Below are 25,804 nucleotides of genomic sequence, written 5' to 3' on the forward strand. Positions count from 1 at the left end.
ATTGAGTTTTAAGGACAAAGTAATTTATCAAATTTATCCAAAATCATTTTATGATAAAAATGATGATGGAGTGGGTGATTTACAAGGAATTATTGAAAAATTACCCTATCTAGAAACGTTAGGAATAGATATGATTTGGTTAAACCCTATTTATCCAAGTCCACAAAAGGATAATGGCTATGACATTTCCAATTACATTGCGATTGATCCTGTTTTTGGAACAGAAGATGATTTTAAAGAATTAGTAAAAAAAGCACGTGAACGAAATATAGAAATCATGCTTGATATGGTACTAAATCATGTTTCAATTGAGCATGAATGGTTTAAAAAAGCAGTGAATGGAGATACCTATTATCAAGATTTCTTTATATTAAGAAGTGAGCCGACAAATTGGGAGTCAAAATTTGGTGGAAATGCCTGGTCAAAATTTGGTAAAACAGATGACTACTTTTTACACTTGTATGATAAAACGCAAGCTGATTTAAATTGGCGTAATCCAAACGTTAGAAAAGAGCTATATAAAGTAGTTGATTTTTGGACAAATTTAGGTGTAAAAGGGTTACGATTTGATGTTATTAATGTTATTGGAAAAGATGACATATTAAAAGATGCAACGGATATGATTGGAAAAGCCGAATACACTGATAAACCAATTGCACATACTTTTATTCATGAAATGAACCGCGAAACATTTGGAAAAGATCCATCTATTATTACTGTAGGGGAAATGAGTTCAACTACTATTGAAAACGGCATTTTATATACTGCACCTGAAAGAGAAGAGTTAAGTATGATTTTCAATTTCCATCATTTGAAAGTTGATTATAAAGATGGAAAAAAATGGACTATCATGCCGTATGATTTTAACGAATTAAAATCAACTCTTCATGAATGGGGAACAGGTATGAGTAAAGGTAATGGTTGGAATGCTTTGTTTTGGAATAATCATGATCAACCGCGCGCTATTAATCGTTTTGTTGATTGGGAAAAATATCGTGTACGTGGATCAAAGATGTTAGCAGCAGCGATTCATTTAAATCGGGGAACGCCTTATGTTTATATGGGAGAAGAAATTGGTATGCTGGACCCCAAATTTGACGAATTGACTTCTTATCAAGATATTGAAACTCATAATGCTTATGCTCAGTTATTAGAAGATGGATTAAGTCATGATGAAGCAATAGAAGTTATTCAACATAAATCTAGAGATAACTCTAGAACACCTATGCAGTGGGATAGTACGGACTATGCTGGATTTAGCATACAAGAGCCATGGTTATCTATAGGTAAATATGATGATATTACAGTCCAAAATGAATTGAAAAATGGGAGTATCTTTTCCTTTTACCAAAAACTGATTCAACTAAGAAAAAAATATCAGGTTATCTCAATGGGAGATTATGAACCATTTGAGGTTGAAAATAGCCGTATTTATGGATACATTCGCCGTTATGAAACCGACTCATTGCTTGTGTTGAATAATTTTTCTGATGCCCCAATTAACGTGACTATTCCAGATGAATTTATTTCAGGAAATATTTTAATTAGTAATGTGGCGTGTGAAACACTAGAAAAAGAGTTAGACATTCAGCCCTATCAATCTTTAGCAATATACGTACAAAAATAATAAAAAACCAGTTGCTTCTAGTAAAAGCAGCTGGTTTTTTGATTAAAAAAAGATAGTCACTAACTTCATTAAGAGAGGAAATGCTAACAAATAAGCAAATAAAGAGTATGTAAGAGAAGAGTCTGTGAATGAAACATCAACCTGTTTCTCTCCAGCTAAAATCGCCACAGTATTTGAGACAGGGATACTAAATTGAATTAAACAGACAGCTCCCATCATATTGGATGTGTGGAGTAACTTAGCTAGTATGATAACAGTGACAGGAGCTACAATGAAACGCCCGAACAAAATTCCCAGAACTTCTTTTGAAAAGGTAAGATTTTTAAGACCAGTTTGATAAATAGTGGTTCCAATAAATAGCATAGCCAAAGCAGAGGTTGTGTCACCAATGTAGCTAAAGAGTGATTTGATAAAAACAGGCATAGGAATACCTATGTAAACAACTAAACTAGCTAGTATAAAGGCGATAATAGGGGGACTTAAAAGTTCTTTAAGCATGCGAGTTACATCAAAAGGAGTGTGTATGTGATTAGCTAGTTCACTATCACGATTTAGTAATACTACACCTATTGTCCAAGTTGCTAAACTTGTCACAACATACCCCAATAAAGCATAAGGTAATCCTTTATCACCGTATAGTCCAATGATAATAGGCATTCCTATAAAAGCGGCACTAGGAGATGAAAAACAAAGAGTAAATGCCCCTATCTGATGTTTAGCTACTTTAAAGAGATAAGTAGAAAGATAACCGATAGTAAGAACAACGGCCATGATAAGTATAGGAAGCAATGATTCTTTAAAAAGTAAAAGTAATTGATGCTTAGTAAAATCTCTAGTAATTCTAAGGAAAATTTCTAATGGTAAAGCAAAATTAATAACGAAAAAAGAGAGAGCTGTGCTAACTTCTTTAGTAAATATTCCTTTTTTTGATAATAGATAGCCAAGTCCTATAATCAAAAATAAAACGAGGATAGTAGAATAACTTGCTAACATGGTATCACGTCCTTTAAATAGTCATTCAATAGTGTATTAAAAAAATATCAATCATTCGCAAAAAAAATAAGAAGATTCTATAGTTTTTTAAGACTTAAATGATTATTTTTCTCATTTAAGTGTTATTTTTATTTGATGAAAGACATTGGTGGTAGACTATGAATAGGATGTTGAAGTTAGGAGAATTATTATGACGAATTTACGAAAGTTTTTACTGACTATTTTTGCAGGACTCATTGCACTTATTGCTGAATTTATGTTTCATCAGCCTATGTTAGCGTATTGGATTGTGATTATTATAGGTGGGATAACAACTATTTCTATGCTTATTGGCATGATACAAACATTAAAATCTGGAAAATACGGGGTAGATATTTTAGCTATTACTGCTATTGTTGCAACACTTGCTGTTGGACAGTATTGGGCAAGTTTAATGGTGTTAGTGATGCTAACAGGTGGTGATAGTTTAGAAGATTATGCAGCAGGACAGGCTGGAAAAGAGTTGAAAACACTGCTTGATAACACACCGCAACTTGCGCATAGAGTTGAAAAAAATGAGTTAGTCGATTGTCATGTTGACGATGTGAGTATTGGCGATATTATTTTGGTTAAGCCTGGAGAAATTGTTCCAGTAGATGGCTTAATCATCGATGGTATCTCATCATTTGATGAATCATCCTTAACGGGTGAATCAAAACCTATTGAGAAAAAAGTGAATGATAGTGTAATGTCAGGCTCGATTAATGGGGATGCAGCAATTAGATTGAAAGTAACAAAAGTGGCAGCTGATAGCCAATACCAAACGATTGTAAAATTAGTAAAAGAATCTGAATCTAAGCCAGCAAATTTTGTTCGACTAGCTGATAGATATGCTGTCCCTTTTACAATTATTTCATATGTCATAGGGGGATTAGCATGGTTTATTTCAAAAGACCCTGTGCGATTTGCTCAAGTGTTAGTGGTTGCTTCACCTTGTCCTTTAATATTAGCAGCACCAATAGCATTGGTTGCAGGAATGAGTCGTTCAAGTAGACATGGTGTTGTGGTTAAAACAGGAACAACGATTGAAAAATTATCTGACGCTAAAAGTATTGCATTTGATAAAACAGGGACGTTAACAGAAGGTAGCTTGAATGTTTCGTCCGTTACAAGTATTGATGATGATGTATCGACTCAAACATTGCTTCAATTTGCTGCGAGCATTGAGCAAGAATCCACTCATATTTTAGCACGGTCCTTAGTATCGTATACTTTGTCACAGGGCGTTGATCTGTTAGATGTGACAACACTAAAAGAAATAACAGGACAAGGTGTACAGGGGGAGATTAATCATCAATTAGTCAAAGTTGGTAAAGCACATTATGTCGCAACGTCCATTCATTCAGAAAGGGACAAGACAATGATTTATGTGTCTATCAATGATAAATATGTTGGAAATATTGAGTTTGAAGATATTGTCCGACCAGAATCACTAAAAACAATTAAATCACTCAAACAATTAGGCATCAATCGAATGTTAATGATTACAGGAGATAGTAAACAAACTGCACAAAAAATAGGGGATGAAGTAGGAATTACAGAAATTCATGCTAAATGTTTACCACAAGAAAAAATAGATATTATAAAAAAGTTAACGCAGACTGATTCTCCGGCAATTATGGTGGGAGATGGGATGAATGATGCGCCAGCTCTTGCAATGGCAGATGTGGGAATTGCGATGGGTGCACATGGTTCAAGTGCTGCTAGTGAAAGTGCAGATGCTGTTATTTTGAAAGATGATGTATCAATGGTAACAGATGCGATAGAAATATCAAAAGATACCATGAAAATAGCAAAGCAATCGGTACTAATTGGTATTTTTATTTGTATTATTTTAATGCTTATTGCCAGCTTAGGCGTTATTCCAACATTAATAGGGGCAATGTTGCAAGAAGTTGTAGATACTGTGTCTATTTTATCAGCATTAAGAGCAAGAACAGATAAATAAGAAAAAATTGCGAGCATTCATCCTATTAAATGCTCGCAATTTTTTTATATCGTTACCAGTGTTAATTGTTGTTTTTGATAAACAGCTAATTCAGAGATGCCATTTTTAATTAATAAATTCCTCATTTCTTCAAAACCCAATTCATAATCTTCTGCAACATGGGCGTCAGATCCTAAAGTGAATAATTTTCCTCCTAAAGAGATGTATAAAGGGATCGCATATTCATAAAGCTCTTTGTTAGCATACTTGATAAAACTTTTGGCATTTAGTTCGAATGCGATATTTTTTTCTATGATGGTGTTAAAAATGTCGATTAAATAAGGTTCTGCTACCGATTTAAACGCATCGACAGATAAATCAAGTCGTCTCATACCGTAATCGAAATGGGTTAAAACATTACCAAATTCAGCTGATTTAACAGCATCAAGCATTCTTGAGTAGTAATCATGAATTAAATCACTTGTATTTAAATCTAAAACATCGTCATCCATATAATCAAATATGCCATTTTGGTGAATACTCAGTAAGATGATGTCATATTCTTTGTCTTTTAAAAATTCGTTAAGTAGTGTGGCATGAGTATCCACATAACCTACTTCAATGCCTTTAAGAAATGTTGTGTGAGGGTTACTAAGAGCATGTTGGTTCACTTCATCAGTATATCTCTGATAGTCAGGAATACTGTCTTTTCCATTGTCATATGGATTTTTTAAATCTAAGTGTTCAGTTGTAACAAAAAAATCAGGTGAGTAAGTGTTTAAATAGTTTTCAAATGATTCTTCTGAGTCAAATGAATGGTGTGTATGTAAATGTTGGTCATAATAATTCATGTAAAATCCTCCTTTAATGTTTAATTCATTCTATCATTAAAATAAAGAAAATGATGTGATTTACTCGAAATTTACAAGGTTTACAAAGTGATACATACAATTTACTAGATATTTACAATCTAAGTCTATACTCAAGGTATTAAATAATATAAGCGAGGGTTAGTTGATGAAAAAGAAATTAGTATCTAGTTTATTGGGTGTATCTGTAATGGCAATACTTGTGGGATGTTCAACGAGTTCAAAGGATAATAATGAATCCACTGTTAGTAATGATGATAGCTTGGAAACAATTATAGAAAAAGCAAAAAAAGAAGGAGAAGTTGCCAGTGTTGGTATGCCTGATACATGGGCAAACTGGGTTGGAACATGGGAAGACATTAAAGAAGAATATGGTATTAGTCATAAAGATACTGATATGTCGAGTGCTGAAGAATTAGCTAAATTTGAGTCAGAAGGGAAAAATGGGACAGCTGATATAGGAGATGTTGGTATCAGCTTTGGACCATTGGCTGTGAGTAAAGACTTAACGTTACCCTATAAAACATCTTATTGGGATGACGTACCAGATTGGGCAAAAGATAAGGATGGGCATTGGTTACTAAGTTATACAGGAACTATATCTTTTATGGTGGATACAGATAATGTAAAAGATGTTCCAACAAGTTGGGAAGATTTAAAAAATGGTGATTATCAAATTGCTGTAGGAGATGTTACTAAAGCAAATCAAGCACAATTTGCAGTTTTATCTGCTGCAATGGCTAATGGTGGAGATGAAAAAGATATCCAACCAGGATTAGAATACTTTAAAGAAATTGCCAAACAAGGAAGAATATCTTCAGTAGATGCTTCACTTGCTAATATTGAAAAAGGAGAGATTGATGTCGCTATTTTATGGGATTTCAATGCTTTAAATTACCGTGATTCAATTGGTAAAGATCGATTTGAAGTGAAAATTCCAACAGATGGTTCTGTTATCAGTGGCTACACAACTTTAATTAATAAAAATGCGCCACATCCAAATGCCGCTAAACTAGCAAGAGAATACATCTTATCAGATGAAGGACAAGTTAATTTAGCTAAAGGTTATGCTAGACCAATTAGAAGTGACGTAAAGTTACCTGAAGAGGTTGCAAGCAAACTATTAAAAGATGAAGAATATAAAAGTGCTATTCCAGTTAAATCAAATGAAGATTGGGATAAGACAGCTTTAGAGTTGCCAGAAAAATGGCAAAGTGAGGTATTGGTTAATGTTAAAAAATAAAGTGGTGTTGGTTATTTTAGATGGTTGTCGCTATGATGTTGCAATGGAACAAATGGGTTTTTTAAATAGTTTGGTTGAACATAATCAAGCACAGGTCAGAAAGATGAAAGCAGAAATGCCTAGCAATTCAAGACCGTTATATGAAGTGATTATGACAGGAAAACCGATGTACCAAAATGAAATTTACACTAATTTATGTGTGCAACGTTCAAAGGAAACGTCTATTTTTGATTTAGTGAAGGCCTCTGGAGGTACAACAGGTATGGCTGGTTATTATTGGATGAGTGAGCTATATAATAGCTCACCATACAATATTTTTACTGATAGAATTCAAAATGATGACTCTAAATTAATTCAACATGGTATTTTTTATAGCGAGGATCATTATCCCGATAGTCATGTTTTCGCAGATGCTCATAGCATTATTAGTCATTTTTCACCTGATTTTATGGTCGTTCATTCCATGAATATTGATGACGTGGGACATAAGTTTACTTCTTACTCTCGTGAATATATGGCACAAGTAAATATTGCAGATAACATACTTGGAACCATTGTACCTAAATGGCGTGATTTAGGCTATCAAGTTATCGTGACGGCTGATCATGGGATGGATGAGTATGGGCTTCACGGTGGAAATTTACCTCAACATAGAGAGGTACCATTCTATCTATTATCTAATTTAGTGTCACTACCTGAAGAGCCTATAATGAACCAATTAGATTTAATGCCTTTTATTGCAGAACTATTAGGTGTATAGGAAGGAAAGATTGTATGAAACGAGCGAGTAAACAGTGGATAGGACTCCTTCCACTGTTCCTTATTGCAGCACTATTTTTATTTATTCCGTTAATATTTATGTTTATATCGAGTTTTCAGTTGGATGTGTCAGGGGAATTTAGTTTTGATAATTATATTCAAGCGATAACCAATCCTTATTATTATCAAGCATTTGGTAATAGTGCATTGATTGCTTTAGTATCGAGTATATTAGGAATTATAGGAGCTCTTTTATTTTCGTATGCATTAATTGGGCTATCAGATAAAGTCCAAGAAAAGTTAACCTTATTTTCTAATCTGGCTGCTAATTTTGCGGGTATTCCTTTGGCGTTTGGTTTTATCATTATTTTAGGTAATTCAGGACTATTAAAACTACTTTTTCCGGTTTTAAATCGATTTGATTTGTATACTTGGAAAGGGTTGGTGCTGACGTACGTGTATTTTCAAATTCCTTTAGCGACACTATTTATATATCCTGTTATGCGTAAAGTCAAAAAAGAGTGGCAAGAAAGTGCTGAAATGTTAGGAGCTTCGACTTTTTATTATTTAAGAAAGGTCGTTTTTCCTTTTCTAGTTCCAACGATAAGTGGAACGTTTGCCATTTTATTTGCTAATGGAATGGGGACTTACGAAACAGCGTATGCCTTAGTAAGTAGCAATGTGGGACTGATTACAACACGAATAGCTTCTTTAGTTGCAGGAGATGTGTATGCCAAACCAAATGTAGGAAGTGCATTATCTGTCTTATTTGTATTGAGTATGGTGTTGGTTATTTTTATTTCACAGTATTCTATGAAGAAGTTTAGAAAGGATTTGGCATGAATCATACAAAAAAAAATCATCGTATTTTTTCATACATCATTGTAGGAATTTTAGGCATATATTACCTAACACCATTACTTATGACGGCAGTTTATGCATTTGGAGATGAGTGGGGAAAATCTATTTTACCTAATAATTTTACGGTACAGTGGTTTATTGAATTATTTAAAGATAAGGCATTTTTTCAATCAATTGGGAGGTCGCTACTACTATCGGTCACTGTTCTATCCATTATTTTGATTGTTATGATACCTAGTGTAGTGATTATTTATTTGAATTATCCAAAATTGGATAGAGCGTTACAATCAATTTCATTACTACCATATGCGATACCAGGAGTTATTTTAGTGACAGCTTTACTAAAAACTTATTCTAAAACAGGTATTTCCATGTTTGTTGTGCTATGTGGTGCATTATTTATCTCGCCTATAATGTATATGGGAATTAGAAATAGTTTGCAAGCTATAAACACCAAACAATTAATCGAGGCAGGACATATGCTCGGCGCAAATACTTTAACCATTATTTTTAAAGTTGTGCTTCCAAATCTAAGAGTCGGAATTGTATTATCCAGTATTATGGTTTTTTCAGGTATTTTTGGCGAATACGTTTTGACTAATTTATTAATTGGAGGTCGGTTTGAAACACTTAGAATATATATGTTAAGAAGAATGAATGAAAATGGTCATTTGGCTAGTGCTGTGATGGTATGCTATTTTATCCTTATTTTTTTAATGGGCATTATTATGTATAAATTATCTAATAAACAAAAACACTCACCTAAAAAAATAGGATCTAAAAAGAAAAAGATAGCCAACAATGAACATTTAACGTCAGTTATCAAGGAGAGCAGTTTATGAGTTACTTAGATTTAGAAAATATTTCATTGTCATTTGATGATAAATTAGTATTGAATGACATATCATTATCTGTAGGAAAAGGTGAACTAGTTACATTATTAGGTCCAAGTGGTTGTGGAAAATCAACTTTATTACGAACAATAGCTGGGTTAGAAGAACCCAAAACAGGTAGTATAAAACTTGATGGAGAAGAAATCCAACATAAAAGAAGTCGAGAGCGTAACATTGGGATGGTGTTTCAGCAATATGCACTATTCCCGACTATGACTGTGTTTGATAATGTGGCATTTGGTTTAAAAGTAAAAAAATTGGATAAAAAAATCGTCCAAGAAAAAGTTGACACTGTTCTATCGTTAGTTGAATTAGAAGAATTTTCAGACAGATATGTTACACAACTCTCAGGAGGTCAACAACAGCGTGTTGCTTTGGCAAGAGCGTTAGTGGTTGAACCAAAGTTATTGTTATTAGATGAACCTCTTAGTGCATTAGACGCTCGAATAAGAAAGCAATTGCAGTTAGAAATAAGAGCTATCCAAAAAGAATTGGGTATTACAATGGTCTTTGTAACACATGATCAGGAAGAAGCAATGCGAATTAGTGATAGAATTTATGTGCTATCTGAAGGAAAATTAGAACAAGCATCTTCTCCAAATGAATTATATACTCAACCAAAAAGTCAGTTCGTAGCAGAATTTATTGGAGATTATAATCATATTCAATCAATCGATTTGATTGGTAAGATAGGAACCAATCAATATAAAAAATATTTTGTCAGACCAGAAGTGATTATGTTTGAAGAAACGCCTAATAGTATTGATATTTCTGTCGCGTTTGAAAATCAGATTATTTTAGGTAACGTAATTAGATATCAATTTAGAACAAGTGAGAACCAAACGATTTTCGTGGATCGATTGAATAATGGAAAAATTCTTGATATTAAAGATATCAAGAAAGTATACATTCAAGAAGATGATTTGTTACGAATAAAATAAAAAAGCTTTAAAATTGGAAATTTCCAGTTTTAAAGCTTTTTACACGTTTTGATAGGTAGTAACCAGTTGGTTTTTACCATTTCTTTTTGCTTCATAAAGCATATTATCAGCTAATTTGTACATGTCTTCAGTATTAAACTTTTTCTTTTCAATACTTGTTGCTTCAATAATAGCAAGACCACATGACAACTCAATTGGAATGGCTAAATCTTCATAAAGACAAGGAGATTGATTGATTAAGGTTAATTTTTTTTCAATAAAGGCATCAGGTTGAGTCAAAGGAGCTTTGAAAATCATCGCAAATTCATCTCCACCAATTCGGCAAATTCGAGGTGATTCTAGTGGTGTTTTATCTTTTGTTAATAGATTGGCGACATGCATTAAAACATGGTCTCCAGCTAAATGACCATAGTGATCATTGATTTCTTTAAAATTATCAATATCCAAAATAGCAATAGCGCAGGTTTTTCTGTTGCTAATTAAGTCATTGTAAACGTGATCCAAGAAAAAATAAAATGACTCTTTATTGTATAGTTTAGTCAAGTGGTCATAAATGGATGATGTTCGATAAACATGTATGGTTTTTGAAATAGAAATAGACGAGTCAATCAACCAAGCAGTAAATAAAAAGACTAACGAAAAAATCATAATATATGATAGGACGTTAACTAAACTCTTAAAGGATGACGGTGGAGAAAAAATGACACTAAATGAGATTAATCGAATGGTTAATGCCACAATAAGAAAGGTCAGTACCGATTTTTTTTGTGAAAAATGTTGTTTTTTTATGATAGTAGCTAAAATAACTAACGATATGGTGAGAAAAATATTATTAAAGTACTCGTAAATATAAGCACCTCTTACGGTATATTGAATTAATTTCAACACAATTAATGTCGCGCCATTAAACATACCAATCAAAGTAGAGCCATAATAAATGGAAAAAAAGATAGGAAGGTATCTCACGTCAACAGTCAAACCACCATATAATGGGACAGGTATTTTGTTGAGTGAAATAAAAAAGCAAAGTATCCCCACAATCATTCCAAGAAACATTTGGTGACCTATTGATAAAGATACGCGACCTGTTTGGTTCATAAAATCAGAATCAACCTGACTATCAGCTAGAGATTGACGAATGGATAGAAAATACAGCGTCAATGAAGTACTAACAATGATAGACAAGTTGATTAAAATAGCATTAACAAAACTTAGCATGTATAAAACTCCTAATAATAAGTATTGTTTAAATAAGTAACCACTTTTTCATCTAATTGATGAGTATTGTTAATCGCTCGTCTAATAGTTCCCCAATCTGAATTAGAGGGAATATCATCAATAACGACTAATTTATCTTGTGGCAATAATTCAGAGTCAAATGTACTCACAATGATATCATAGGATTGAAAATATTCTTTGGGGATATCTTCAATAAAAATAACTGATTGAGTATAGGGTTCAATAAGAGCTTTATTGTCAAAGTTTTTTTGAATCATTTTAGATAAAAAGTCAGAGTGATCATGTCCTAAACTACTCATAACAAGAATTCTAGCTTTTTGTTTTTTATTTTCTAACAAGGTTGGCAAATCAGTCCATTGAATCATAATCGTACAAAGCACTTCATAAAAATAGTCAGTGTGCCATGGAAAATTAGTTGATTTTTCTAGTTTAATTAATTCTTGTTCAATGACTAGAGCCATAGTAGGAAATAGTTTTTTTATTGCCACAGCATTGTAGAAGCTTTTATTAAAAATAATGTAGTTTGGATATGGGTAAATTGTATGCTGTAAGTAAGTATGCTTCATTGAATTTTCAATTTTATCAGATAACTGATTGGTTAGTGTAAAATCAAAGACGTTTCGAATATTTTTCATCAGGTGTTTGATTTCTTTGGTAACATGTAGGTATTCTTCTTCAGAATGCCAATTAATTAAATGATAGTAGAGAGAGAACATTAAATCATAAATCAGTTGATCATTTATCACTAAGCCATAATCTTTAGCAATATCAGCCAAGTTATCCGCATTTCTATCAAGTGAATGGTACATTTTTTTTGTAAAGATGCTCTTATCATATCCCTCAATAAAAAATTCTTGGCTTTGACGAGTTAATGATATACAAAGAATATAACTAATAAGTAGTATATCTTTTTCTGAAATATCTTCATTAAAATATTCTACAATATCTTTAACAAATTGAATGGTTTTCTTTTTATCAGACGGAAAAGGCCATTCATTAATTTGATACGCTTCGAAAAAATAATTTGTATAGAAAAATCGAACAAAAAACTCATCTTTTCCAATAACTCGACATGGCTTTTTTTCTAAAGTCAGTCCGTATTTTTTTAAGGACTTGGAAACATCACTTGTGATCCTATACAAAGAAGATTCACTAATAAATAATTTTTCGCCCCATTTTTCTATACTAAGTGTGGTGTCAAAAAAGACTGATTCGATTAAGCGAAAGGCTTCAGAATTTTTAAGCACATATCGATAAACGACTTCAATGTGACTACTGGGTTGAGTTTGTAGACGAACCCCATTTTTTTTAGATGTTTCAATGAGCAAATGTGGGTACCAATTTTCTTTTAAGTAACTCACATCATTATTTATTGTTCTTAACGAGGCATTATTACTTTTTGCCAGTTCGTTAGAGCTAATCCAGTCAGAGACTTCATTGAGCTGTTCAAGTATATGAAGACGTCTCTGAGTGGGTGTATCAAGAAGTTCGCGCATAGATGTATTCCTTTCGTATGAAATTTATTTATAACAATCACGTCACTATTAGGATTTAATATAATCCTCACTCTATAAAGATACCTTATTTTGTATAAAAAATCTACTTAACGAAAAGGACTCTTTCGAATATTAAGAATTTATTAAAACACCATTAAATAAAGGGTTGTTAGTCTGTTTTTTTATTTAATTTATAAACGTTTTTTATAAAATCTGTTACAATAACACTAAGACAATAATAAGGAGGATATAGAAATATGATTTATCCATTTTTTGATAGTACGTATATATTAGTCATTATTGGCATGTTGATATCAATGGTAGCATCTAGCTATGTCAATAGCACCTACCGAAAATTTGACAAAGTGATGAATAGAAAAGGATACACAGCAACAGACGTTGCACGACTTATTTTAAAAGATTCAGGTATCCATAATGTTGGCGTTCAACAAATATCGGGTGATTTGACAGATAATTATAATTCTAGTACCAAAATTTTAAGTTTATCTCAAACAGTTGCAGATTCTCGTTCTGTTGCCGCAATTGGTGTTGCCGCTCATGAATGTGGACACGCTGTTCAAGATCAAAAACATTATGCCCCATTAAAACTAAGGATTGCAATGGTTCCGGTTGTTAACTTTGGTGCTAAAATATCTATTCCATTAATTTTGATTGGGGCTATATTTTTTAGTGCCACACCAGCATTAGTGACGATAGGATTGTGGTGTTTTGCTTTAACTTTTCTTTTTCAAGTAGTGACCTTACCAGTAGAATTTAATGCCTCACGACGAGCATTGGCTATATTAAGTGAGAATCATATTTTAGAAGATGATGAATTAGTGATGGCTAAAAAAGTGCTAACAGCCGCCGCATTAACTTATGTAGCAGCAGCTGTAGCATCACTCTTACAAGTGTTACGTCTATTTTTATTATTTGGAAACAATAATAGAAACTAGAGTGAAAGAATCATTAAGTAACAAAGAGTTAATTCGGTCATGTTTTTGAGAGAAATACCTGTTTGTTCTGAAAATTTATCTAACTTGTATTGAAGAGTGTTTCGATGGGTGTAAAGCTTTTTAGCACTAGAAGTCATATTACCTTGTTCAGTCCATAATGTTTTAATCATCAAAACAGTTTCTTCATCGAAAATAGTAGATTGATACAAATTAGTCATTAAGGCACTTTCCTTAATGGCTTTTTTTGTTAGATATTCTAATGCAACTTCTTCAAAAACGAAGACATCGTTAGGATGAAAGTGTGAAAAGAATTGATTGAAGATGGTTTGTTCTTCTTTAAAACACGTAATAAATGTAGGGGATACCTGTTGAAATTTGCCAACAAAAGCTGTTGCTTGAATTAAAAATTCTCCTTCTAAAGTAAGAAGCATAGCTCTAATATCTTCTGTTGAATATAGAATGGTTGTTTGTTGTTCAACCAAAATAGCAGACGTTTCATCTATAAAAAATGAATCCACGATTGAATCAAATAATTTTGAAAAGTGAGTGAGCCACATTTTTTTATTGGTTGCGTCTTTTCTTATTCTAATCTGAATGATACGATAATAGCTGGATGATGTGGGCATCTCTACTTGATTAAATAAATAGTCATACCAAAGATGACCGTTAGAGACTTTAGTTACAGGCTGTTTGATCATCAATTCAGTTAACAAGGTAGCTTCTCTTTGCGAAATATCTTGTTTTGAAAGGTAAAAAAAGCCATTATCAATTGGAATAATTAAATCGCTTGATTCCTTATCATAGGTAGATTTGATATATCCAGTAGGAAAAAGTGTTTGAAGTAAGTGTGTATTCAAATTAAATCATCCTTTATTTTATGTTAAAGTCATTCTAACATAAAAATAAAGCCTAAAAACATCTTTTTATAGAGGGGTTAAAAATGTTAGAGAAAAAAATAGAGCTATCTGAAAAAGAAAAAAATAACTATATGAAAGAAGCATTGTTAGAAGCAAGAAAAGCTGAAATGATGGGAGAAGTTCCTATTGGAGCTGTTGTTGTTTTAGAAGGTAAAATTATTGGACGTGGACATAATGTACGTGAGTTTTCACAAGATGCTACAACACATGCCGAAATGATTGCCATAAGAGAAGCAAACAGACAAGTGGAAAGCTGGCGATTAGAAAAAGCTCATTTGTTTGTCACACTTGAACCCTGTCCAATGTGTAGTGGTGCGATTCTTTTATCAAGGATAGAAAATGTTTATTTTGGAGCGATGGATCCAAAAGGTGGCACAGTAGGTTCTTTGATGAATTTATTACAAGATAGTCGCTTTAATCATGAGTGTTATGTTGAGCAAGGGATTTTAGAAGAGGAATGTGGTGCAATATTAACCCATTTTTTCAAAGAAATAAGAAAAAGAAAGAAAGAAGCCAAAAAGACTAGTAATCTATCAAAAAATGTTGTACAATAATATTTGCCGTTATGGCTAGGACAATGGTGGGCTGATGAAGCGTGTCAGATCTGGAAGGAAGCAGCACTAAGTCGGTGCCGCCATGTGTCTGATTTTTATATAGGTATTAAGCCTATTTTTTTTTGCTTAAAATTAATAAAAAACACGCCACAGTGAGTTGCTCGCTGTGGCGTTTGTGTTATATTATTTAGTCTTCATTCGGATCGTCAATAGCATCTTGATGCGTTGGATGAGCAGTTCCAGGTAGATGATCTGGACCAGCGTATAAAGTATAAAGTTTTAATGGTTTGTCACCAATGTTTTCAACATTATGCCACATATCTGCAGGAACAAAAATCGCATCATCGTCAGAAACTTCTTTAACAAATGTTAAATTATCTTCAGCATCTCCCATTTTGCATAGTCCTTTTCCTTCTTCGATACGTAAAAATTGATCAATACCATGGTGAACTTCTAAACCAATATCATCTCCAGGTTGAATAGACATTAAAGTCATTTGCATTTTTTTACCTGTCCATACTGTTGTACGATAGTTATCATTTGCTAAAGTCCATTCTTCAACGTTTTCTACTACTGGTTTTTGTCCTCTGTCTGTAAAATCAAAAGTCATTATTTATTCCCCCAATGTTATTTTATATACCTATCATAACATAAAATAATCCGTTTACAAGTAATTAGTATTATTTGATAATTATTATAATCTAAAAAATAAGGCAACTCTTATCATAGAATAAAGAGCAAAAACCAAATAATGTAAGGGTTTTATAAAAGTATTAATAAAACTAATAGTTAACATAATTTTTGTTAAGTAGCCATGTTCGTGAAAACGGATTATTATTTGGGTGTAGACAAGAAATAACAAAAAATAAATTTTTGGAGGAACGAAACATGTCATATTTAGAAGAATTGAAAGAATTTTATCCATTAGATTTGTATGCCTTTTCAAGAGGGCTAACAGAAGGTGAATTCACTGTTCTTAAAAATTTACGAACTGTTCTAGAAGAAAAAGTAAAACCAGTTGTTAATGAACACTGGGAAAAAGCAGAATTTCCATTTGAAGCATTTGGAGAAGTAGCAAAAGTTGGCATTATGAATAGTCCTTTATTATTTGAAGGTCGTGAAGGCGAACGCAAACCAAGTGAATTATACAATGCATTTCTTTATTTAGAATTAGCTAAATTAGATGCTTCAATCGCAACGTTCTATACAGTTCATGGTGGTTTATGTTACAACACAATCTTAATTGGTGGTAGCGAAGAACAAATCGCTCACTATGCACCAAAAGTTGCTTCATTTGAATGGCAAGGTTGTTTCGGTTTAACTGAGCCAGATCATGGATCAGATATTGCTGGAGGATTAGCAACAACTGCTGAGAAAAAAGGCGATAAATGGGTTATCAATGGAGAAAAACGTTGGATTGGTGGAGCAAATACAGCGGATATCTTACCAATTTTTGCTCGTGATACAGCTGACAATAAAATCAAATGTTTTATCGTTCAAGGTGGATCTAAAGGACTTAAAGTGGATGTTATCCAAAACAAAGTGGCATTAAGAGAAGTACAAAATGGTCATATCTATTTAGATAACGTAGAAGTAGATGATAGCGCACGTCTAGCGAACGTTAATGGATTTAAAGATGTTGCTCGTATTTTACGCTCAACACGTGCTGACATTGCTCATTTAGCAATGGGAATGACTTATGGCTCATTAGAAGCAGCTCTTAAATATGTGAAAGAACGTGACCAATTTGGTAAGAAAGTCTCTTCATTCCAATTAGTTCAAGAAAAATTAGCTCGTATGGAAGCAAACGTTGTAGCAACAATGGCTTACTCAGTGCAATTAGCTAACTTACAAGAACAAGGTGAATTCTTAGAAGAAAACTCAGCACTTGCTAAAATGCATAATGCTTTAAGAATGAGAGAAACTGTTTCTTTAGGCCGTGAAGTATGTGGTGGTAACGGAATTACATTAGAAACTGATGTTGCTCGTTTCTTCGCAGACGGAGAAGCAATTTACTCTTATGAAGGAACACACGAAATTAATGCGTTAATCGTTGGTCGTCATTTAACTGGTCAAGGTGCTTTCGTTTAATTTTTAATCATCAATTTTCCAATTATCAAAAACTTTTGAATTAAATAGAGTATAAGCTGCTAAATTAGTCATGGATTTAGCAGCTTTTTTTGTTGAATAAACGCTTTTATGTTGATATTTTTAAAGTGTATGAGTATGCTTAAAGCAAAGAAAATAAAAGGGGTTAACAGCATGGATATTCAGCAGTTGTATTATTTTATGAATATTGTCGAATGTGGTTGTAATTTATCTTTAGCAGCAAAAAAAATTCATATTACACAATCTGCATTGAGTCAGTTGATTATAAATTTTGAAGCCAATGAAGAATTGGTTTTATTTTATCGAAAAAACGGTCGTTTAGATTCGCTCACACCAAGTGGAGAAAAGTTATATGCTTATGCACAGCAAATTACTAAGTTACATGAGCAAATGAATGACATGGTGAGAAAAGAAGCCGCAAAACAGAAAGGGACCATTCGCATAGGATTGCCTTCATTAATCTTACGAATTTTTTTCTCATCATTTTTCCCAAAATTTACCTTAGCCAATCCGGATATTCAAATCGAAATTATTGAAGGCGGAAGTAATCAATTAAGAAAAATGCTCTTTCAAAATGATTTAGACTATGCTATTTTAATTGAACCAACTAGCTTAGATCCTAAAGCATTTGAAGAACATGTCATTCAAATTGATGAAATGACGGCATTTGTGTATCATGATCATCCGCTTGCTTATAAAAAAATGTTGAATTGGGAAGATTTAGAACCTTATCCGATTGGGACTTTCAATGAGAGTTTTACCACAAATGAACTGGTTAGAAATAAATTAGCAGAAATAAAAAGTAAAGCTAAAATTATGTTCCAATCATCTTCATGGGACTATTTAGTAGAAGCAACTCAAGAATCTAAAATTGTCACAATTCTACCTTCTCCAATTGAGAGAACAATGGATAAAACGTTGTTTAAAGAAATTCCATTTAAAGACCCGATTCCTTTTAATGTTTTACTTTGTCGACCAATAAAATCAACCTATTCTGAAGTAGAGAGTAAAGTATACGAGTCAATCTTGAGTTATTTTTATCAACCAATTATTTAATGACATATCGAACATGAGTCTTTTTTTGATTCATGTTCTTTTTTATTAGAAGAAAAGATTATAAAATGTTAAGAGAAAATGATACTAATCATGCTACAATTTAGTGAAATAATATAAAAAAACCATATATGATAAGGTTTTAAAACACTATTAGTTTAACTAATAGTATAAATTATATTTACTTGTTAGATTTTTGTTACGTTTCGATATAAAATAATAAGTGTAAATGAAGCGCTTTAATAAATAGCGCCATAGGAGGAAATATAAGTGAAAGAAGTCGTTATTGTATCAGCTAGAAGAAGTCCAATTGGAAGTTTTGGTGGAAGTCTTAAAAATATGTCAGCCGTTGAATTAGGAAAAAAAGTACTAGAAGCATCTTTAAAAGATATTAACTTAGATCCATCATTAGTTGACGAAGTGATTTTAGGAAATGTTTTATCAGGCGGTTTAGGACAAAACGTGTCACGTCAAGTCGCAATAAATGCGGGTATTCCTCAAGAAAAATCAGCTTTCACAATTAATAAAGTTTGTGGATCTGGACTAAAAACAGTGGTTCTTGCAGCACAATCTATTATGTTAGGTGATAACGAGATTGTTGTCGCTGGCGGAACTGAAAGCATGAGTCAAGCACCTTACGTGTTAGAAAGTGAACGTTGGGGAAAACGTATGGGTGACGCTAAAGTGATTGATACAATGTTATCAGATGGTTTAGTTGATGCGTTCCATGGTATTCATATGGGAATTACCGCAGAAAACATTGCAGAAAAATTTGGTTTTACAAGAGAACAACAAGACGAATTTGCTGCAAAAAGCCAAAATAAAGCAGAAGCAGCTGTAACGTCTGGTCGCTTCAAAGATGAAATTGTAGAAATTGATATTCCACAACGTAAAGGTGAACCTGTTATCTTTAAAGATGATGAATTCCCACGTTTTGGTTCAACCGCAGAAAAATTATCAAAATTACGTCCAGCATTTAAAAAAGATGGCACTGTTACAGCAGGAAACGCATCAGGTGTAAACGATGGTGCTGCAATCTTAGTTTTAATGTCTCGTGAAAAAGCAGACGAGTTAGGATTAGAAGTATTAGCATCAATTGAATCATACGCTTCAGCTGGTGTAGATCCAACTATCATGGGAACAGGTCCTATCCCTGCAACTAAAAAAGCATTAGAAAAAGCTGGTTTAACAGTTGATGATTTAGATTTAGTGGAATCAAATGAAGCATTTGCGTCTCAAGCAATGAGCGTCATGCAAGAATTAGGATTAAATGAAGACATTACAAACGTTAATGGTGGCGCAATCGCTTTGGGCCATCCAATTGGCGCAAGTGGTGCACGTATCTTAGTATCATTACTACATGAAATGAAAAAACGTGATGCGAAAAATGGATTAGCAACTCTATGTATCGGTGGCGGACAAGGTATCGCTTTAGTTGTTAAACGCGGTTAATTAAGTGAAGTAAAGGGGTAAGCACAATGGAAAAAAGACATGAGCTAGTGCAACAAGTGATGAATTACTCTCATAAAGAATTAGCAAAAGCAGCAAGATATTATGATACTGTAGATAAATTTCCAGAAGAACAGATGAAACAGTTGTTTCAAATGAATATTTTGCCAAGTTTATATAAACATTTAAATAATCTTAATTATCATGATTACTTAAGCGTTATTCGACTAGTCTCTAAAAATTTTCCAGCACTTGGTAGTATTCTACTCACGCAAGAAAGCCATTGTGCTTGGCCTATTTCACAATTTGGAACAGAAGAACAAAAGAAACAGTACTTAGATAAAGCGTTAAATGGCGAGTTATATGGCTGTTTTGCTTTAAATGAACCTATTACAGGTAGTGAAATTGAAGAAATGAACACGATTGCCAGACAAACAGAAACAGGCTGGGTATTATCAGGAAACAAAGATTATATTTCAAATTCTCCTATTGCCAGTGTGTTACTTATTGCCACTAAAACAATGAGTCTTGATGGAAATGAAGGATACGCTGTGTTTGTCATTGATAAAAAGACAAATGGCATAAAAGTCGGTGAACTTGAAGAAAAGATGGGGATTAAAGCACTCCCTGTTGCAAGTGTGACCTTACAAAATGTTGAAGTATCAGATAAGCAGTTGTTAGGTGGTGTGACAGAGGGATTAATTCAAATCCAATCTATTTTAAATCGTAATCGATTAGCCGTAGCCGCTCAATCTTTAGGAATTGCAGGAGGCGCTTTAGATAGAGGATTGAAATATGTGTCTTATGATAGAAATTTAGGAAAACGCTTAATTGATATGGCCTCTACACAATTTAAGCTAGCTGATATTGAAACAGGAATTTATTCTGCTAGGTCTTTGTTAATGCAGGTGATTAACTCTGGGCAAGAGCAAGATGAGCGTATGGTCGCGATGACAAAATTAACTGCTTCCAATTTAGCAATTGATGCAACAGAAAGCATTATAAATATGAGTGGTGGTTATGGTTATATGCGAAACAATGATATCGAGAGATTTGTACGAGATGCAAAAATTACAGCGATATACGGATCATCATCTGATCGATTAAGACGTATCATAGCAAAACCATGGGTAGATAATAAAATGTAAAGTAAAGGAAGTATAAAAATGGAAATTAAAAAGGTAATGGTTGTAGGCGCAGGACAAATGGGAAATGGTATTGTTCAAGTCTTAGCAACAGTTGGGTACGATGTTTACATGAATGACATCACAGAAGAAGCAACACAAAATGGTTTGGAAAAAATTAAAGGATTTTTAGGAAAATCAGTTAAACGTGGATCTAAAACAGAAGATGAAGTAACAAAAATTTTAGATAGAATTACATTATCAACATCTTATGAAGATGCAAAACACGTTGATTTGATTATTGAAGCAGCAACAGAAAATAAAAGAATTAAGTTAGATATCTTTAAACAACTAGATGCGATTGCTCCAGAACATACTATCTTAGCTACAAACACGTCTTCTTTATCAATCACTGAAATCGCTTCAGTAACAAGTCGACCAGAAAAAGTAGTTGGAATGCATTTCTTTAATCCAGTTCCATTAATGAAATTAGTTGAAATTAATCACGGTCTTGCAACAAGTGATGAAACAGCGAAAGCTATTTTAGATGTGGCAAGTAATATGAGAAAAGTATCAATTGATATTAAAGATTCACCAGGATTTGCAGTAAACCGTATTTTAATTCCAATGATTAATGAAGCAATATTTGTTTTAGGTGAAGGCGTTGCTACAGCTGAAGAAATTGATGAGTCAATGACACTTGGCGCAAACCATCCGATGGGACCTTTAGCATTAGCAGATTATATTGGATTAGATACATGTTTAGCTATTATGAACGTGTTATATGACGGATTTAATGATTCTAAATATCGTCCAGCACCACTACTTAAAAAATATGTAGAAGCAGGCTGGTTAGGTAATAAAACAGGAAAAGGTTTTTATAACTACAAAAAATAATGGAGGAATCATGAATGAAAACATATAAATACTTAAGTTTATCTGCTGAAAATGGTGTTGGGACATTAAAAATCGAACGACCTAAAATGTTGAATGCTCTAAGCACAGGAGTTTTAGAAGAAATAGATAAAGCCATTGATGAAGTGAGTTCTAGACAAGACATCGATGTGTTATTAGTAACAGGAACAGGTGAAAGAGCTTTTGTTGCTGGAGCAGATATTTCAGAGATGAAAGATAAAACAGTGTTTGAAGGACGTGCATTTTCAGAAATTGGGAACAATGTCTTTTTAAAACTAAGCACATTAAGACAACCAACGATTGCTTGTGTGAATGGATTTGCTTTAGGTGGCGGTTGTGAATTAGCTTTAGCGTGTGATATGAGAATTGCTTCAGACAATGCAAAATTTGGTCAACCAGAAGTTGGTTTAGGAATTATTCCAGGATTTGGTGGCACGCAACGACTAACAAGACTTGTGGGAACAGGTATTGCTAAAGAATTAATTTTCACAGGTAAAATTGTTTCAGCTGATGATGCTTTAAGAATGGGATTAGTAAATAAAGTGGTTAGCTTTGATGATTTACAAACAGAAGCAATGGATTTAGCTAATCAAGTTAGAAAAAATGCCCCACTTGCTGTAGAACTAAGTAAAGAAGTAATTGATTCGGGTATTGAAATGAGTTTAGCAAATGGATTAAGACTTGAAGCAGAAGTATTTGGCTCACTATTTTCAACAAGTGATCAAACAGAAGGCATGGATGCTTTCATTAATAAACGTAAACCTAAATTTGAAAAAAACTGAAAATTCAGAAAATACTGACAATAATAAGGAGAGTTTAACTATGAATTACGATAACTTATATAATGAAAAAATTAAGTCAGCAAAAGATGCAGTCAGCGTGATTGAACCAGGAGATGCTATTGTTTTTCCAATTATGCCAGGTGAACCACCAGCATTATTAGATGCCATTCGCGAAATGGATACATTAGATGGTAACTCTTTATATCGTATGCTACCTAGTTTTCCAACAGTTGATGTAGAAAAATCAAAATTACGCCAAATTTCAATCTTTTTATCTGGTATGGATAGAAAAGGAATGAATGCTGGAAACATTGATTTACTACCAAACCATTTTTCTGACATTCCTTCTATTTTGAAAAAACGTGAAGGTGACAAATTAGTCATCATGGCAACAGTATCTCCAATGGATGAAGATGGCAACTTTTCGTTAGGAACTAGTCCTTCTTATGTTGCATCATTAATCGAAGGAGCTAAACGAATTGTTTTAGAAGTGAATGAAAATATGCCAAGAACATTTGGTGAAAAAAATACGATTCATATTAGCCAAGTGGATGCTTTAATTGAAAATAATGTTGAGTTACCAGAACTTGTTAGTCCAACACCAAATGAAAAAGATTTAGCAGTTGGTCGTGAAATTGCGAAAAAAGTAAAAGATGGTGACACTCTACAAATTGGATTTGGTGCAATGCCTAATGCTGTAATGGAATATTTGACAGAGAAAAAACATTTAGGGTTGCATACAGAAATGCTTCCTGAAAAATTAGTTGACTTAACTGAAAAAGGAGTTATTGACAATAGCGCAAAAGAAATTCATAATGGTAAGTCAGTTGCGACTTTTGCCATCGGAAGTAAGCGACTTTATGAATTCATGAATAATAACCCAGACATTTTAATGTTACCGTGTGACTACACAAATAGTTTTGATACAATAAGCAAGATGAAAAACTTATTTGCGATTAACTCTGCGATTGAAGTTGATTTTCTTGGTCAATGTAATTCAGAACGAGTGAAAGGGTTTTATTATTCATCAACAGGTGGACAATCAGACTTTATGAAGGGGGTACGTTTAACAGAAAGTGGTACTGGGATCATTTGTTTGTACTCTACAGCTAAAAATGATGAAATTTCGACAATCGTACCTACTTTATTCGAAGGTGCTCCTGTTGCAACATCAAAAAATGATATTGATACAGTTGTAACTGAATATGGTAGTGCAGAATTAAAGGGTAGTACAATCTTTGAGAGAACGGAAAGATTAATCAATATTGCGCATCCTAAATTTAGAGATGAATTAAGAGAAAAAGCAAAAGAAATGAACTACATGTAATCACAACTAGGAGGAAAAAAGATGGATACATTAACGTTTCATGATATGACATTAACCTGGTTAGAAGGTGGGATGACTTGTTTAGATGGTGGTGCAATGTTTGGTGTTGTACCAAAACCTGTTTGGACAAGAAAATATCCAGTGAACGAAAAAAATCAGATTGAATTACCAACAGATCCTATTCTTATCCAGTATCAAGGAAAGAATTATTTGATTGATACAGGTGTAGGAAATGGCAAATTCACAGAGAAACAAAAAAAGATTTTTGGTGTAGCATGGGAATCAGAAATTGATGCCTCTTTAAACAAGTTAGGTTTAACAACTGAAGATATTGATGTTGTTTTGATGACTCATATGCACTTTGATCACGCAACTGGACTAACCAAACCAACTCATGATGGTCGTTATGTATCCGTTTTTCCGAATGCTAAAATATACGTTCAAGCAATTGAATGGGATGAAATGCAACATCCTAATATACGCTCGAAGAGTACTTATTGGGCCTATAATTGGGAACCAATCGTTGATCAAGTGGTTACTTATGACAAATCAGTTGAAGTAGCAGAGGGCTTGACAATGATTCATACAGGTGGACATAGTAATGGACATGCTGTGATAAAATTTGAACAAAAAGGTGAGACGATGATTCATATGGCAGATATTATGCCAACACATGCTCATCAAAATCCTTTATGGGTTCTAGCTTATGATGATTATCCGATGACTTCAATAGCAAATAAAGAAAGATTGTTAAAAGAAGCTTATGAAAACAATTATAAATTTATTTTCTATCATGATGCATTTTATCGAATGATTCAGTGGGACAATGAAGGAAAAGAAATGATTGACACTTTGGAGAGGTCCAGAGAGAGAATTATAAGGTAAGTGTAAAATATAGGGGGAAGTATTTTGGTAAAAAAAGGTTTAGCAGAAGTAATAGGGACATTCTTTTTAGTCTTTATTGGTACAGGTACTGCAGTATTAAGTGGTAATGTTGTTGGAACGTTGGGGATTGGTCTAGGGTTTGGTTTAGCGATTATGGTTGCTGCTAATACAATCGGACAAATTTCTGGAGCACATTTGAATCCAGCTGTAACATTAGCTTTTTTAGTAAATAAACGTCTTGATGTCCAAGAATTTATTGTTTATGTTGTTGGACAAATTATTGGAGCGATACTTGGTACTGGGTTACTAAGATTGATTTTAGGAATGACTGATTTAGGTGTAGATAACCTAGCTCAAACAACTTATCAAGGTATTTCAACAACAGGCGCATTTATCATTGAAATGACGCTAACAGCAATTTTAGTATTTGTCATTATGTCTGTGACAAGTAAAAAAGGTGAAACATCTTATAATGGTTTAGCAATTGGTTTAACTTTAACGATGTTACATTTTATTGGGGTTCCTTTAACAGGAATGTCAGTAAACCCTGTGAGAAGTTTATCGCCAGCAATATTTGTTGGGGGTGACGCGATGAGTCAACTATGGCTATACATTTTAGCGCCATTAGTAGGTGGCTTAATCGCTGCAGTGATTGCAAAAACGTTACTACAAACAGAAGAATAAATAATACCAACAACCACAGTCAACTGATTGTGGTTGTTTTTTTTATACAACAAATAAACAACGATTTAATAATGAGGTGTATGACATGATAAAAATACTAAGAACGCTAAAATATGACGAGGAAAATAGATTAAAACGTTATGTTACAGGGGTTATTTGTAC

General features: G+C 33.1%; 24 protein-coding genes and 1 other RNA gene. 19 read left to right on the top strand and 6 right to left on the bottom strand.

What is annotated here, in order from left to right:
* Window position 1: 1 nt before the first annotated feature.
* Window positions 2–1,627: an alpha,alpha-phosphotrehalase gene (treC, locus tag CBF36_RS05405; protein WP_125957300.1), complete on the top strand. Its 1,626-nt coding sequence runs from the start codon at window positions 2–4 to the stop codon at window positions 1,625–1,627.
* A gap of 42 nt (window positions 1,628–1,669) precedes the next feature.
* Here the strand turns inward: treC and CBF36_RS05410 are convergent, their stop codons facing one another.
* Window positions 1,670–2,620: an AEC family transporter gene (locus CBF36_RS05410; RefSeq protein ID WP_125957302.1), complete on the bottom strand. Its 951-nt coding sequence runs from the start codon at window positions 2,618–2,620 to the stop codon at window positions 1,670–1,672.
* Window positions 2,621–2,810: 190 nt separating this feature from the next.
* Between CBF36_RS05410 and CBF36_RS05415 the strand changes: the two genes are divergently transcribed.
* On the top strand, window positions 2,811–4,607 hold the full coding sequence (locus CBF36_RS05415; RefSeq protein ID WP_125957303.1) for a heavy metal translocating P-type ATPase: 1,797 nt from the start codon (window positions 2,811–2,813) through the stop codon (window positions 4,605–4,607).
* 44 nt (window positions 4,608–4,651) lie between these two features.
* Here CBF36_RS05415 and CBF36_RS05420 read toward each other — a convergent pair whose 3' ends face one another.
* Entirely contained in the window at window positions 4,652–5,437 is a 786-nt protein-coding gene (locus tag CBF36_RS05420; protein WP_125957304.1) for a PHP domain-containing protein, read from the bottom strand.
* Between the two features lie 166 nt (window positions 5,438–5,603).
* On the opposite strand from CBF36_RS05420, the gene CBF36_RS05425 reads away from it, so the two are divergent.
* The 5 genes from CBF36_RS05425 to CBF36_RS05445 are packed head-to-tail and all read left to right on the top strand — an operon-like array spanning window position 5,604 to window position 10,152.
* Window positions 5,604–6,698 (top strand): ABC transporter substrate-binding protein, encoded by a 1,095-nt coding sequence (locus CBF36_RS05425; RefSeq protein WP_125957305.1) that lies wholly within the window; start codon window positions 5,604–5,606, stop codon window positions 6,696–6,698.
* Window positions 6,685–7,458, top strand: a complete 774-nt coding sequence (locus tag CBF36_RS05430; protein WP_125957306.1) for an alkaline phosphatase family protein — start codon at window positions 6,685–6,687, stop codon at window positions 7,456–7,458. The genes CBF36_RS05425 and CBF36_RS05430 overlap by 14 nt, the downstream gene beginning before the upstream one ends.
* Before the next feature lie 14 nt (window positions 7,459–7,472).
* Entirely contained in the window at window positions 7,473–8,300 is an 828-nt protein-coding gene (locus CBF36_RS05435; protein WP_125957307.1) for an ABC transporter permease, read from the top strand.
* Window positions 8,297–9,160 (top strand): ABC transporter permease, encoded by an 864-nt coding sequence (locus tag CBF36_RS05440; protein WP_125957308.1) that lies wholly within the window; start codon window positions 8,297–8,299, stop codon window positions 9,158–9,160. Before CBF36_RS05435 ends, CBF36_RS05440 begins: the two co-directional genes overlap by 4 nt.
* The gene (locus CBF36_RS05445; protein WP_125957309.1) at window positions 9,157–10,152 is read left to right on the top strand and encodes an ABC transporter ATP-binding protein; all 996 of its coding nucleotides are present in this window, start codon (window positions 9,157–9,159) and stop codon (window positions 10,150–10,152) included. Before CBF36_RS05440 ends, CBF36_RS05445 begins: the two co-directional genes overlap by 4 nt.
* A gap of 39 nt (window positions 10,153–10,191) precedes the next feature.
* Here CBF36_RS05445 and CBF36_RS05450 read toward each other — a convergent pair whose 3' ends face one another.
* Both CBF36_RS05450 and CBF36_RS05455 read right to left on the bottom strand, forming a co-directional pair.
* Entirely contained in the window at window positions 10,192–11,370 is a 1,179-nt protein-coding gene (locus CBF36_RS05450; RefSeq protein WP_125957310.1) for a GGDEF domain-containing protein, read from the bottom strand.
* Window positions 11,371–11,381: 11 nt separating this feature from the next.
* A complete protein-coding gene (locus tag CBF36_RS05455) occupies window positions 11,382–12,887 on the bottom strand; it encodes an AcpB/EbpR/MafR family transcriptional regulator (protein ID WP_125957311.1) in 1,506 nt (501 codons plus the stop codon).
* A gap of 257 nt (window positions 12,888–13,144) precedes the next feature.
* On the opposite strand from CBF36_RS05455, the gene CBF36_RS05460 reads away from it, so the two are divergent.
* The gene (locus CBF36_RS05460) at window positions 13,145–13,843 is read left to right on the top strand and encodes a zinc metallopeptidase (RefSeq protein ID WP_125957312.1); all 699 of its coding nucleotides are present in this window, start codon (window positions 13,145–13,147) and stop codon (window positions 13,841–13,843) included.
* On the opposite strand, the gene CBF36_RS05465 is transcribed toward CBF36_RS05460, so the two are convergent.
* On the bottom strand, window positions 13,840–14,700 hold the full coding sequence (locus CBF36_RS05465; RefSeq protein ID WP_125957313.1) for a helix-turn-helix domain-containing protein: 861 nt from the start codon (window positions 14,698–14,700) through the stop codon (window positions 13,840–13,842). The genes CBF36_RS05460 and CBF36_RS05465 overlap by 4 nt on opposite strands.
* 83 nt (window positions 14,701–14,783) lie before the next feature.
* On the opposite strand from CBF36_RS05465, the gene tadA reads away from it, so the two are divergent.
* Window positions 14,784–15,314, top strand: coding sequence for a tRNA adenosine(34) deaminase TadA (tadA, locus tag CBF36_RS05470; protein WP_125957314.1), 531 nt, complete (start codon window positions 14,784–14,786; stop codon window positions 15,312–15,314).
* Between the two features lie 7 nt (window positions 15,315–15,321).
* An RNA gene (gene ffs, locus CBF36_RS05475) (signal recognition particle sRNA small type) lies at window positions 15,322–15,420 on the top strand.
* Between the two features lie 81 nt (window positions 15,421–15,501).
* Here ffs and CBF36_RS05480 read toward each other — a convergent pair.
* Entirely contained in the window at window positions 15,502–15,924 is a 423-nt protein-coding gene (locus CBF36_RS05480) for a cupin domain-containing protein (protein ID WP_125957315.1), read from the bottom strand.
* A gap of 278 nt (window positions 15,925–16,202) precedes the next feature.
* On the opposite strand from CBF36_RS05480, the gene fadE reads away from it, so the two are divergent.
* The 9 genes from fadE to CBF36_RS05525 all read left to right on the top strand — a co-directional run bounded on the left by fadE (window position 16,203) and on the right by CBF36_RS05525 (window position 25,642).
* The gene (gene fadE / locus CBF36_RS05485; protein ID WP_125957316.1) at window positions 16,203–17,405 is read left to right on the top strand and encodes an acyl-CoA dehydrogenase FadE; all 1,203 of its coding nucleotides are present in this window, start codon (window positions 16,203–16,205) and stop codon (window positions 17,403–17,405) included.
* 171 nt (window positions 17,406–17,576) lie between these two features.
* Complete coding sequence (locus CBF36_RS05490; RefSeq protein ID WP_125957317.1) at window positions 17,577–18,479, top strand: LysR family transcriptional regulator; 903 nt, start codon at window positions 17,577–17,579, stop codon at window positions 18,477–18,479.
* 267 nt (window positions 18,480–18,746) lie between these two features.
* A complete protein-coding gene (locus tag CBF36_RS05495) occupies window positions 18,747–19,928 on the top strand; it encodes an acetyl-CoA C-acetyltransferase (protein WP_125957318.1) in 1,182 nt (393 codons plus the stop codon).
* 26 nt (window positions 19,929–19,954) lie between these two features.
* Window positions 19,955–21,073 carry an acyl-CoA dehydrogenase family protein gene (locus CBF36_RS05500; protein ID WP_125957319.1) on the top strand — a complete coding sequence of 373 codons (1,119 nt, stop codon included), beginning with the start codon at window positions 19,955–19,957 and terminating at the stop codon, window positions 21,071–21,073.
* 18 nt (window positions 21,074–21,091) lie between these two features.
* Window positions 21,092–21,946 carry a 3-hydroxybutyryl-CoA dehydrogenase gene (locus CBF36_RS05505; protein WP_125957321.1) on the top strand — a complete coding sequence of 285 codons (855 nt, stop codon included), beginning with the start codon at window positions 21,092–21,094 and terminating at the stop codon, window positions 21,944–21,946.
* Between the two features lie 14 nt (window positions 21,947–21,960).
* Window positions 21,961–22,746: an enoyl-CoA hydratase-related protein gene (locus tag CBF36_RS05510; protein WP_125957323.1), complete on the top strand. Its 786-nt coding sequence runs from the start codon at window positions 21,961–21,963 to the stop codon at window positions 22,744–22,746.
* A 40-nt stretch (window positions 22,747–22,786) separates the two neighbouring features.
* Window positions 22,787–24,073 (top strand): acetyl-CoA hydrolase/transferase family protein, encoded by a 1,287-nt coding sequence (locus CBF36_RS05515; RefSeq protein ID WP_125957325.1) that lies wholly within the window; start codon window positions 22,787–22,789, stop codon window positions 24,071–24,073.
* A gap of 21 nt (window positions 24,074–24,094) precedes the next feature.
* The gene (locus CBF36_RS05520; RefSeq protein WP_125957326.1) at window positions 24,095–24,958 is read left to right on the top strand and encodes a YtnP family quorum-quenching lactonase; all 864 of its coding nucleotides are present in this window, start codon (window positions 24,095–24,097) and stop codon (window positions 24,956–24,958) included.
* A 24-nt stretch (window positions 24,959–24,982) separates the two neighbouring features.
* Window positions 24,983–25,642 carry an MIP/aquaporin family protein gene (locus tag CBF36_RS05525; protein ID WP_125957328.1) on the top strand — a complete coding sequence of 220 codons (660 nt, stop codon included), beginning with the start codon at window positions 24,983–24,985 and terminating at the stop codon, window positions 25,640–25,642.
* Window positions 25,643–25,804 lie beyond the last annotated feature (162 nt).

Source organism: Vagococcus bubulae (assembly GCF_003950315.1).
GTDB lineage: Bacteria > Bacillota > Bacilli > Lactobacillales > Vagococcaceae > Vagococcus > Vagococcus bubulae.